The organism is Prolixibacteraceae bacterium (assembly GCA_019856515.1).
GTDB lineage: Bacteria > Bacteroidota > Bacteroidia > Bacteroidales > Prolixibacteraceae > Halosquirtibacter > Halosquirtibacter xylanolyticus.
Genome location: CP082230.1, coordinates 144,269 through 156,906, shown reverse-complemented (window position 1 = coordinate 156,906; position 12,638 = coordinate 144,269). Strand labels below are relative to the sequence as shown.

Below are 12,638 nucleotides of genomic sequence, written 5' to 3'. Positions count from 1 at the left end.
ATGAGAAAATTATTACCTCAACTACTATTAATAACACTATTTATCGGGATGGTTATTTCCTGTAAGCAAGATAAAGTTCTTCCATTCACAGAAGTAACTCTTCAACTAGAAGCACCTAAAGACATGATGGATCTAGCGTTAGACGGATTTAAAGTTACTGCAACCAACAGAAATAGTAGTGCAAAAACGAAAGCGACGAGTGATGTGAATGGTATAGTAAAATTCAATATTGAAGAAGGGATATATTCTTTTAATGTCAATACTTCTAAAGAAGTTATTTTAGACCAAACGACCGTTGATAAAAGTAAAATATCATTTGCTGCATCTAATCAAGATGTAAGTGTAATTGGGGCAAAACTTCAAGTGGAGTTACCACTTACACGCTCTTCTGCAACTAGCGATTGGGTGATCAAAGAGATTTTTATTTCCGCAAGCGACGTTCCTAACTCAAAAAGGATGTATTACTATGACCAATTCTTTGAGATCTATAACAACAGTGATAAGACTTTAAATGCAAAAGGTCTTAGTATTGGAGAGACAGACCAACATTCAGGACCCAACAACATCAATGCTTGGGGACATATTGACGAATATACGGTACTTCAAACAGCTTATTCGATACCAACAGACAAAGATTATATGGTCGCTCCAGGAGGAAGTATTGTTATTGCCTCAAGAGGTATTGACCACACGAAAGACAATCCAAACTCAATTGACCTTTCTAATGCTAATTTTGAGTGGTATGATGGTTCAAGAGATGTTGATGTTCCTGAAGTCGATAATTTAATCAAGAACTTCTCTTACTCTGCATTCATTTGGGTTGCTACAACACAACTTAATCGATCATTTGTCATTTTTAATGCACCAGACATCAATAACTATATCATCTCACATATTGAGAATAAACCAGGGTCTACAAGATCAAAAGGAGTGAAAGTGGAAAACAAATATATTCTAGATGCAGTTGAACTAGCAAGAGAAAACAAATTTGTTGCTAAAGTGCTAGATGTATCATTAGACTTCTCATATGCAATGATCACAGGTGGAGTAACAAGAGGAAAATCTTTACGAAGAAAAGTAAAAGAAGTAGTAAGTGGAAGAACGGTATATCAAGATACGAATAACTCAAAAGACGATTTCGAAGTAATGGATAAACCAACACCATTTATACAAGCAACAAAATAAAATAACCATCGATTATAGATATTCCATTTTTGAATCGAAGGAATAATGTTCATTTCAAAAGAGTAGGGTGATTCGATCCCTACTCTTGTATGATTTACAATAAACCAAATAGTTGAACCAATGTACTCTAAGGTAAATATTATCACTCTTCTATTATTTCTAGGATCCTTTTCAACCTATGGACAACTGTCGTCGGTGGAAGATTCCGTGATTTTAGGTAATACCTACCAACACCCCGTAGCGAAACAGCTTCACCCATTGGTGGGTGTAGGAGATGTACGATTTGGTTATCAAAACAGTTCTATTCCAGAAGAACTACAGTTTCAAAGTGGAAATAAAATTTCCAGGGTCAGTTTTCAAACGGAACAGATTATTCATGAAAAAAACTGGACCTATTGGGGAAACGCAACTTATCAGTATGACAAACGCTATGGAAAATATGGCTCCATACTAACAGAACCATGGCGACTTGGCCCCTATCAAGTCACCGATACTATTGGAGGAAATCAAACACTGGAGACATACAACCTAAAAGGAGGAGTTTCAAAAACAATACAGAATCTGGAACTTGGACTCGAAGGAGGCTATAACTTCTCACAAAGTTATAGAAGAACTGATCCACGTCCCAGGAATAATACATCTGATGTTATGATTGCTCTCTCTTCAGGCTACAAAATAGGAAATATAATGCTAGGGATCACAGGAAGATATAATGTGTATAAACAAAAGAACCAGACACGTAATTATATTCCGAACAGAAAAGATTATATCTTTTTGACTCAGGGCATCGGAAATATATCTGAAAGTTACACGGATAATGACGGTGCTTTCAGCATTGACTATCAAGGTTATTTCTGGAGTGGAGCTCTATTCTTTCATACTCTTGGACAAAAGTCTTCATGGAGAGGAAATATCTTGGTCAAAGTAGAGAATATTGAACAACGTATTAACCTAAATAAACAGAGACCATATCAGTATACTCCACATTTGTATCAATTAGAGGTTGGACACACCTATAAAAAGAGTGCATGGGAATGGCAAAGTATGGCAACGGCTTCATTTCATCATAACACAGGATTAGAAAGACGTTATAAGGAGATTCTTCTTGATAAAGAGGCATACATAACCGATTATATTCTTATTACAGAGTTAGAGAAGTACAAAGAGCAATACTATGACCTTCAATGGCAAAATATTATATCATATAAAAAGAGGAAATTACACAGTTGGTTTAAAGTCAATATAGGTGCTTATGATCATACAATACAAAACCTAAGTCCTAACGAATATTTTAAACAACAATATATTATCCCCTCTTTAAGTTTAACACAATCGCTGTTTATCGGACGTTTTAAACTAGGCTGGAATATAGGAGGGGAAAGAAAACTATTTATTCAGAAAGATAATAAAATAGATAGTAAACTTCATAAAGTTCCACACTATGCTGAAGGACTTCAACATAAATTAGAAACAGCGTATTCAAAATACCATTTGAGAATGACTTGGTCTTATTCTTTACCTAAGAATAAACAAGTCTATATAAACACGAATGGATTTGTATGGCAAACGAAGAAGAACTACTACTCAGCACAAATTATTTTAGGATTAAAACTATAAAACAATAGATATCATGCAACCGATCATCGAATGTAATAATATAACCCACTACTATGGAGAACGATTAATATATCGAGATATCAACTTTCAAGTGGAGAAAGGAAAGATATTAGGTTTACTAGGCAAGAATGGAACTGGAAAAACAACTATCATTAATATCCTTACAGGGTATTTAAAACCGACCTCTGGAACATGTAAGATTTTTGGAGAATCTATGCAGAACATGTCAACGAAAAACATCTCGAATATTGGTCTTCTTCTAGAGGGACACATACAACACGACTTTTTTAATATTCATCAGATAGAGAAATACTATTCACGCTTTTTTAATAATTGGAAGCCTAAAGCTTATTGGAATTTGATGCAACACCTCAAAGTTGGACCAAAACAGAAGATAAGCACGATGTCATGCGGTCAACGCTCACAAGTGGCACTAGGCCTTCTGTTAGCACAGGATCCTGAGTTACTTATTTTAGATGATTTCTCAATGGGGCTAGATCCCGGATATCGTCGTCTGTTTGTGGAGTTTCTAAAGGAATATGCACAGAGTGAAAATAAAACCATTTTCTTAACCTCTCATATCATTCAAGATATGGAGCATCTGATCGATGACTGTATGATCATGGATTATGGAGGACTACTCCTTCATAAACCAACCAAAGATATTATCGAAGGGTTTAGACGCTACACAATTCCTAAAGAGGTACCAATTTCTCTTTTTTCAGAAGGTCAGTTCTATTCTACAGAAGAGAAACAGACACACATTGAGACCTATAGTTTCTTATCTATAGAAGAGACAAGTCAGCTGATCTACAAAGAAGCGGGAAAGAACTTAGAGTTTAAATCAGAATTGCTCTCTTTAGAAGATGCTTTTATAGGACTAACAGGAAAATATTAAATCAAATGATACAATCGATACTATTTAAAGAGTGGATAAAAACAAAACTTATTGTCTATATTATATTGATTGGCATGTTGGGGCTAGCAACTTATGTGATGATGAATATCTTTCATTCCATAAGATATAACGGACAAGTTATGTTGTGGGATATGATTATTCACAAAGACTATATCATGGTCTCTTCATTTAAATATGCGCCAATTATAGTAGGAGCACTATTAGGATTATTCCAAATGGTTCCAGAGCTTCAACATAAACGACTAAAGCTGACACTACACCTTCCCATACCAAGACATAAAATGATTGGGATGATGATGGGTTATGGTGTAATGGTTTTAACTACAATATTTATAGTTTCAATTGGAGTTGCGATGACAATTCTTTCATTCTATTTCTCTTCCGAAATCATGTCGGCATGGGCTTTAGCACTACTACCATGGTTAGGTGCAGGATATCTCACATACTTAATGATGTCATGGATCTGTATCGAACCAACATGGAGAATGAGAAGTGTGACACTTATAATATGGGGGTTATTTGTGTCTCTATTTCTATGGAGTGGCTATTCACAGGGGGTAATATTTATGTTCCCATACTTTGTGGCCATTATTCTACTAGTTGCAACCACAGTCTTCTATGCCACCATGCGTTTTAAAGAAGGTAAACAGGTATAAATATTTGTATCGTTGAATACATTTAGCACACGACACTATGAATTGTTTTAAGAAAATTATCAGATATAGTTGGGTATTATTAATAACCCTGTTATTGTTATGGATTATTCCAGAAACAGTACAAAAAGCATTAGAAGAGAAAGAAGCATATCCCTTCACGTATTATAGCTCAGTAAGGAAAGAGTTCTGTACAACAAATACTATTTCAAAAAATAATGTACTGCGTAAGGATGAATCAGGCAACAGTTACACTGCAGAAGGCTTTGACACAATTATGCCTCTCTTCTTTTATCGCCAAATGCTCTCAAAGGGAAAGATGCCCGACTCTATTAACGGCTACCCGATCTCTCTTAGAAGTATACGTACCGACGGATTCTACTTGCGATTTAGCCCGAATGAAACGGACTCTCCAGAGATTCCTCTTTACCCCCTATTCGAAGCCTATACAGGGAGGGTAAAATTAGAAATGCCAGAGGATGTTTTCCGTATTAAAAATGGTATTGAATTCATTAATGTTAGTAATAACAAAGTCAATAATGAGAAAAGCAATTATTTTAGTCATGCATTAGATAAAGTAGGTCTACAATATCCCGTAAAGGGGTGTTATGGTAATCCTACGGCACGTAAATCGTATGATGAAGGCTATTTTATTCAAGATGCAGAAAACCATCTGTTTCATATGAAAATGGTTAACAGTAAACCATTTATTCGTGAAGTAAAAGAAGTTAGAGACATTCCATTTGTCTACTTTAAAATGTATGAAATTGGAAATAGAAACTTCTATGGATTTATATTTGATAAAGAGCATAATGTCTATCTCCTTACTACGGATAATTATAAACTAAAGAAGCTACCTTTTAAAATTGACCCCTATACAGAGAAGTTGTTGATTATGGCAAATCCTGTTTATTGGACTGTTCAAATTACGAATAAAGATGGACGTCAATATTATGCTGTAGATGCACATTCATTAAAGATTATTAGAGAGATAACACAAAGTCAAACGATCGATTTATGGGAAAAAATTAATCCATACCTCTTCCCAATACGTATAACGTTTGAGAAATATAATTCGGGGTATGTATATCCACGTATATATAAAGGAAATCTCTTCTCTATCGTGATTGGTATTGCACTTGCATTAATACTATTTATTACCAATAGAAGAAAAAGTAATTGGTGTTCATTCATTTGGATTATTCTGACAGGTTTTGCTGGATTTATTTCACTATTTTTACTTAAGAAACATTAATAAAATTCATTGTACACGAAACATTTCAGCTATTGATTAGCTAAATATATTTTATCAACATTTCAAATATAATAATTATGAGAATGAAATTATTTTCCCTAGTTCTTGTGGCTTTCTTGGCCTTTGCATGTAACAATACATCTAAAAAAAATTGTAACGGTTGTGATAAAACAGAAAAATGTGCTGAGGCAAAAAAATCTTGCTGTGATAAAGAGAAGGAGAAAAAGAAAGATAGCTGCTGTGATAAGAAAAAGAGTGTAAGCAGCGAAGTATATACACTAGAATCATTAATGTCAAATGCCGAATCTCTAGTTAATAAACAAGTGCAAGTAAAAGGAAATGTACTACATACTTGTAAACACTCAGGTAGAAGATGTTTCTTGGCAGGAGATGATGAAAAAGTTAGTATTCGTGTAGAAGCAGGAGGCAAAATCAAAGGGTTTAACCAAGAGTTGGTGGGATCTGAGATTATTGTTACAGGTATGATGAAAGAGCGTAGACTAACTAAAGAGTATATCGAGCAATACGAGCATGAACTTAAAGAAAAGCAACATAAAGAAGATGGTTCAGCCGAGTCTTGTGCTGCAGAAAACAACAACCTTACAAAAATGCGTAGTTGGATGAAAGAGCATAACAAAGATTACTATGCGATCTACTTCATTCAAGGAGAAGATTACGAAACGGTACAATAGTCCTTATAAATGAAAATAAACATGAAGCATTGGATGCGTGTCATCCATAGAGATCTAGGTTTCTTAATGGTTGGAATTACCGTTGTATATGCCCTTTCAGGTTTTTTATTAAACCATATGAACGGGAAAGATCCTGCATACGAACAAATTGCAGAACAGTTGGTGGTAACCAAACAGATGAACAGATCCCAATTAGAAGCTTTTTGGAATGCTGATGACTCTTACCCTTCATTAAGAAAAACCACTCAGATAGATGACGAAATGATCCGACTTTATCTACAGGGAGGTATAGGAGTCTATAATGGAAAAACAGGAGAACTAGAATACCAAACGAGTAATAAGAGACCTCTTATCTTTTGGATAAATAAACTCCATTACAATAAACTAAATGGATGGTCTTGGATGGGTGATTTCTTTGCCTTCTCTCTAATATTTCTTGCAATATCCGGCATATGGATGGTGCCTGGGAAAAGAGGGATCAAAGGTCGTGGGAAATGGTATATACTCATCGGTATACTCATACCAATCATTTATGTGATTCTAAATATTTAAGTATTAAAAGGTAGATTACAGATCATTATAGTAATCTACCTTTTTTTTTATATTAAACATTTAACCTCGAGAAACATCATCACAAATACCACTTCAATAAGTGCTACCACAGAACCAATTGCTTATGCATAATTTTTACATAACAATTCTACCAGACCTTCACCGTTCATGTCTACGAAAATAATAATGTGCACATAAATGTAGCAACCCCAAATTTATCAAGAAAGGATAAAAGCCTTTATAAGAAGTGATAATAAAGATCTCAAGAAGTGTGAATTAACCTCACATATAACTTTTAAAGCTTAATTATTTCCCCATAGTCAGCTATTAATAAAGACATTATTTAAATAAGGTGCCATCTGGTTCCGTATTTGAAATAATGTTTTATATTTGAACTATCAAATCATTTTTAGACTAACTTTATGAAACCATTAAAACATGGGTGGCTTGTTCTATCTGCTTTTTTAGCATCTTGTGGAACAAAAGAGGCCCCTCAACCAACACAACCTAATGTTATATATATCCTAGCTGATGATCTAGGTTATGGAGATATCGAAGCATTTAACTCATCATGTAAAATCAAAACCCCTCACTTAAACCAGTTGGCTAAGGAAGGTGCAATGTTTACTGACATGCACACCTCATCTGCAGTATGTACACCTACAAGGTATGGGATCTTAACTGGAAGATACAATTGGCGTTCATCATTGAAAAATGGAGTAACGTGGGGGGATTCAAAAGCATTAATTGACTCTTCGAGAAATACCGTTGCCGATCTATTTCACAAAAAAGGATACCAAACAGCTTTTATTGGCAAATGGCACCTTGGTTGGGATTGGACCATGAAAGAAGATAAAAGTATTGACTTCAGCAAACCAGTAACAAATAATCCCAATGATGTAGGTTTTGATTATGCCTATGGTCATGCTGCCTCTTTAGATATCCCACCATATGTATATGTTGAAAATGGAAAAGCAACTGCAATTCCTACTCGTAAGATAGACAAAGTAACGGGATATGGGTTTTATCGAAAAGGATGGATCGCTCCAGACTTTACGATTGAAGATGCAACGCCAAACTTCTTTAGACGTGCAAAGAAATATGTTGCTGAACAAGTTACGAATAAGAAACCATTCTTTTTATATCTTCCTATTCCATCACCTCACACTCCAATTGTTCCAACGAAAGAGTGGCAAGGAAAAAGTGGATTGAATCCATATGGTGACTTTGTAATGATGATTGACCATTATGTAGGAGATTTAATGGCAGAATTGAAGAAGCAAGGTATTGATAAAAATACAATTGTAGTCTTTACATCTGATAATGGATGTTCACCGATGGCTCGTTTTGATGTTTTAAAAGAAAAAGGACATGACCCGAGTGCCAATTATCGTGGGCATAAGGCAGATATCTTTGAAGGAGGACACCATGTTCCTTTCATTGTTCATTGGCCCAAAGGTATTAAAGCAGGAACAAAGATCGATAAAACATCTTGTACAACTGACTTTATGGCTACTGCTGCTGAAATCATTGAGCAACCATTAGAAGACCGTGATGCAGTAGATAGTTACAGCATGCTATCTATGTTACAAAAAGGAAATACAGGAGAATACACTCGTGATTACACAATACATCACTCTATCAATGGTAGCTTCGCAATTAGACAAGGAGATTGGAAATTAGAGCTATGTGCAGGATCAGGTGGATGGTCTGCTCCAAAACCTAAAAAAGCCAAAGAGCTTAACTTACCAAACATTCAACTCTATAATATTGCAAAAGACCCACAAGAGACCAATAATGTTTTCCAAGATAATCCAGAGGTAGTCAAAACAATGTACACGACGCTTATGAAGTGTATCAATGATGGACGAAGTACCGTAGGGACAAAACAACAAAACTCAGAAGGTTCTAAAGGATGGCCTCAACTAAAGAAGCTAAATAATTTATCGCAAGAAATTACAGCCCTTTAAGAATATAATTCAAAGCAAATACAAAAAGCCTATCAATCATATGTTGATAGGCTTTTTTTTAATACGCTAGAATGAATTAAAAGAACAAAAAATGTGGGAAGCATAATGCATACCCCCCCGATGAAACCTATTTACGATCTTTTTTACAACAGTATGCACAACTCTCAACATGAGAATATTCGCTCTGAGCATTATGAATAGCCATATCGACATTCTTATAAGCTCCAATATACCTACGATCGATACTACCTGGAAGAAACGGACAGTCTGCGGTATGCACCTCGTGCACCCCTTCGCTCTGATACTGATTATTGATATAGTAACTCTTCATAATTCAATTGATTTGATTTATTTAGCTATCTCAAAATACAACTTTTAATTACGAAGAGGAATGATATTTATCAAAAATATTGATTGAACGAAGTTGTTTTACAACATTAACCACCTATTTGATGATAATTTAACATCAAATTTATTCCGACTCAAGAATATTCCCTCACTTCAATAAGCCTTTATGACAAGGAGGAAATAGTGCTATCCTACACAATAACATATCGCATATAACATGAGTTATTTAATGACATTCATTATATAAAAACAACAAAAGAGACCAATTGTGTTCTATAACACATTTGAACCAACCCACCCTATTAAACTAATTAACAACAAGATAACAACAATATACAGACAATTCAATATTTGCTACCACACAATAGTAGACACAAAACCGTACAATAAGGTCATATGGTAAAACAATTATTAAGAACCTTTGCAATGATTAAACCATAAAACGACTATTATATGAATATACGTTACCTTTTAACACTCCTGATCGTTATCGGGATATTTGCCAATGATACAATTGGACAGACAAAAGAGGAAGGAATTGATTATTTTAGAACCTATTTCTCCAACCATTCTTACAGAGGACACGAATTAGCTAAAGCAAAACCTCTTGACGAATGTCTAACAACACTGCAAAATGATGGACGCTTCTCAGATCTTATTGATCAAGAAAATGATATCATGAGTAATAAGAAATACTCAAAACCTTGGACTACTCCTCAGAAGACAGTTAGCACATTAACGGGGGATGCCTTACTTCGCATTTGGAGACTTGCAGAGGCGATACAAAAGAATCGAATAAGCAACGAAGAGAAGAGCCTACTTATACCGAAATTATACAAAGCGATAATTATATATGGTAACATTGAAACGTTAAGAGGCTCAGTAACTGCTGGGCGTTTTCATACAAGTTGTTTTGCAATCCCAACGGCAGCTGTTAACAGTTATTTTTGCCTGTTTGATTTGATGGAAGAAGCTGAAAAAGGAAGCAACAAAGATGCTGATCTTATTCAAGCAAATCAAATGCTTAAATCTCTAAGTTATCAATCATGGACACAACCTTTTAGAAACGATAATACTGATAACAATGTAATCAGTGTGGAACGATTCAGAAATCACGTATGGTGGGTTGGAGGAAATGCATTAGCATATAGATCTTTACTTCCAACTGCTGCTGCAATGAAATCGATCCCTATGATGGATGTACTGTGTACAGTTGCACAAAATGCTCTTTCAACAGTTGCACAAAACACTATTGAGACAGATTTCTGGACTGAAGGTTTCACTGCTGATGGTGCAGGATGGGGACACGGTCGCCAAAGTATCGTTTGGGGGTACCCAATCGATGGAAGTATTGCTGCATTAGATCTATTGGGATACTTTTTAGGAACCTCATGGCAACAAGGTCTCTCTGTAACGAATAAAAATGCAATCTTTAACTACTTACATGGTAGCTCTTGGTATTATTATAAAGGATTCTTACCCATCGGACTTGGACGTGGAGGTATGGATTATAACAACACTGTAGCCAACTCGATTAAGTCTACGAAAATTGTAGACAAACTACTATCTAAATGGAGTGATAGTTTTAATCCTGATGAACTTAAAGAGCTTCAACAATTTCAAAATACAGCAAAGACAAATCTTATCGAGATGAGTAGTGCTGAGCCAGGAGAATATGATGGTACCAGATGGTTCTATAACAATGATGATTTGGTAAAGAAAAATAGCAACTACTACATTTTTATAAATACCGCATCTTATAGAACCGACGGAACAGAATCAGCTCCTGATGAGGGGGATCGATATAACTTCTACACAGACTTAGGGATGACTCTTTTCTTGAAAGATGGAAATGAGCACTATCGTTCAATGGGTGCCTGGGATCTTACATCTATACCTGGAACTACTGTAAGACAGAATGTAAGTCCTATGGTAGCTCGCACAAATTGGAGTGGATATTGCAGTAAAATGAATTATGCAGGTGGTGCTACAAATGGGGGTGAAAATGCTGTTGCTGGATATGAGTTGCAAGTGATGGATGCCAAAAAGAAATCAGAAGGTATTATATCTGATCCAAGTGATCCAAATCCATTCATATATGGCGTAAGGGCTTTCAAATCATACTTTATCTTTGGTGACTATCTTTTGGCATTAGGCTCCAATATCGATAATATGACAACATCAAAAGAGGGAGATATATGGACAACAATTGAACAAACAGTTTGGGAAGGAGACTATCAAATATGGAATAACATATCGACAGTACAAGATAGTAGGACTTCTCAAACATTCACTTTTGATTCAAATAACACCACTTTATATGGTGCTTCACAACCAGGAAAATTTGCTTATGCAGTAGTACCTGAATGGACTTCGGGTGAAGTTATTCTTAAAACGGAAACAAGATCGACAAACTGGAAAGAGCTCAACTATAAAAATCGAAATCGTGGGGATATGAATACTACGGAAGATATATTCCATATGTACATCAACCATGGACGTAACGTTACTGATGCAACCTATGCATATATGGTTTATAGTGGGAATCAATCAGCAAATGAGGCTTTCAAAACAATGCCAGTGAACATTCTGGATAACAGTATTGAAATTCAAGCTGCTGAGAGCACTTTATCTCGTTCAATGGGGGTCGTATTTCATAAAACGACAAAAACGTTACAAGCTGGAGACCTTTCCATTTCAACCAACAAGCCAATAGTTCTACTGCTTGAAGAGGTAGATGGATTAATTCAAATTACAGCAAATGACCCTACCATGGACCCATCTATAAGTTCCATCTCTTTAACTCTAAATGGCAACTTATGGAATAACAGCTTTAACAATAATACCATCGATATCTATCTTCCGACAGGTCACCATGCTGGAAAACCAGTAAAATTTACGATCCTTGAATCAGGTGAAACAAACCAAGATAAAGAGGGGGTGAATACAGATAATATTGATCATAAATCAACATCAATCAAAGTAGTAAAAGAAGGAACCATTTCATACTTAACAAGTGGAGAAACAATCTCACGAGTAGAGATCTTTAACACAAGTGGCATGCTTATTTCACAAGAAATTCCGAACAACAATAAAACTGCCTTAGTAGTACCTCAAGAAGGATTATATTTTGTAAGAATTGTTCTCTCAAACGGCGAATCAGCAATGAAGAAAGTATATCTTTAATTGACTATTTATATTCATATCACAAACAGCACCTTAAAGCTTTGCTTAGGGTGCTGTTCTTTAATGTAGATAGTATAACGAGCTTCATTATTAAACTGACAGAAGTATAACGACATTGAGATATTTGTAAAGCACTAAAAATCAAACTACCATAAAATAATTGATGGTAATATATCGATGTCGGATTAATAGCCATCTTATAGCAATACCTCACTATCTCTATTTTTGATTTAATATCAAAGCATTTAAACATTGCCCTGA

At 35.2% G+C, this 12,638-nt stretch carries 10 protein-coding genes; 9 read left to right on the top strand and 1 reads right to left on the bottom strand.

All coding sequences use genetic code 11. The features are described 5' to 3' along the window. The 8 genes from K5X82_00535 (at nt 1) to K5X82_00500 (ending at nt 8,843) form a co-directional block, all read left to right on the top strand. The gene (locus K5X82_00535) at nt 1-1,185 is read left to right on the top strand and encodes a DUF4876 domain-containing protein (protein QZT37395.1); all 1,185 of its coding nucleotides are present in this window, start codon (nt 1-3) and stop codon (nt 1,183-1,185) included. Nucleotides 1,186-1,305: 120 nt separating this feature from the next. Then, the gene (locus K5X82_00530; protein QZT37394.1) at nt 1,306-2,802 is read left to right on the top strand and encodes a hypothetical protein; all 1,497 of its coding nucleotides are present in this window, start codon (nt 1,306-1,308) and stop codon (nt 2,800-2,802) included. A 13-nt stretch (nt 2,803-2,815) separates the two neighbouring features. Then, nucleotides 2,816-3,700: an ABC transporter ATP-binding protein gene (locus K5X82_00525; GenBank protein ID QZT37393.1), complete on the top strand. Its 885-nt coding sequence runs from the start codon at nt 2,816-2,818 to the stop codon at nt 3,698-3,700. A 5-nt stretch (nt 3,701-3,705) separates the two neighbouring features. Continuing rightward, nucleotides 3,706-4,377, top strand: coding sequence for a hypothetical protein (locus K5X82_00520; protein QZT37392.1), 672 nt, complete (start codon nt 3,706-3,708; stop codon nt 4,375-4,377). A gap of 37 nt (nt 4,378-4,414) precedes the next feature. Continuing rightward, nucleotides 4,415-5,629 (top strand): DUF4857 domain-containing protein, encoded by a 1,215-nt coding sequence (locus K5X82_00515; GenBank protein QZT37391.1) that lies wholly within the window; start codon nt 4,415-4,417, stop codon nt 5,627-5,629. A gap of 83 nt (nt 5,630-5,712) precedes the next feature. Then, complete coding sequence (locus tag K5X82_00510; protein QZT37390.1) at nt 5,713-6,321, top strand: hypothetical protein; 609 nt, start codon at nt 5,713-5,715, stop codon at nt 6,319-6,321. Nucleotides 6,322-6,330: 9 nt separating this feature from the next. Then, entirely contained in the window at nt 6,331-6,873 is a 543-nt protein-coding gene (locus tag K5X82_00505; protein QZT37389.1) for a PepSY-associated TM helix domain-containing protein, read from the top strand. 422 nt (nt 6,874-7,295) lie between these two features. Next, nucleotides 7,296-8,843, top strand: coding sequence for an arylsulfatase (locus K5X82_00500; protein QZT37388.1), 1,548 nt, complete (start codon nt 7,296-7,298; stop codon nt 8,841-8,843). A 127-nt stretch (nt 8,844-8,970) separates the two neighbouring features. Here K5X82_00500 and K5X82_00495 read toward each other — a convergent pair whose 3' ends face one another. Then, nucleotides 8,971-9,174, bottom strand: a complete 204-nt coding sequence (locus K5X82_00495) for a hypothetical protein (protein ID QZT37387.1) — start codon at nt 9,172-9,174, stop codon at nt 8,971-8,973. A gap of 470 nt (nt 9,175-9,644) precedes the next feature. Between K5X82_00495 and K5X82_00490 the strand changes: the two genes are divergently transcribed. After that, the gene (locus K5X82_00490) at nt 9,645-12,377 is read left to right on the top strand and encodes a hypothetical protein (protein ID QZT37386.1); all 2,733 of its coding nucleotides are present in this window, start codon (nt 9,645-9,647) and stop codon (nt 12,375-12,377) included. Nucleotides 12,378-12,638 lie beyond the last annotated feature (261 nt).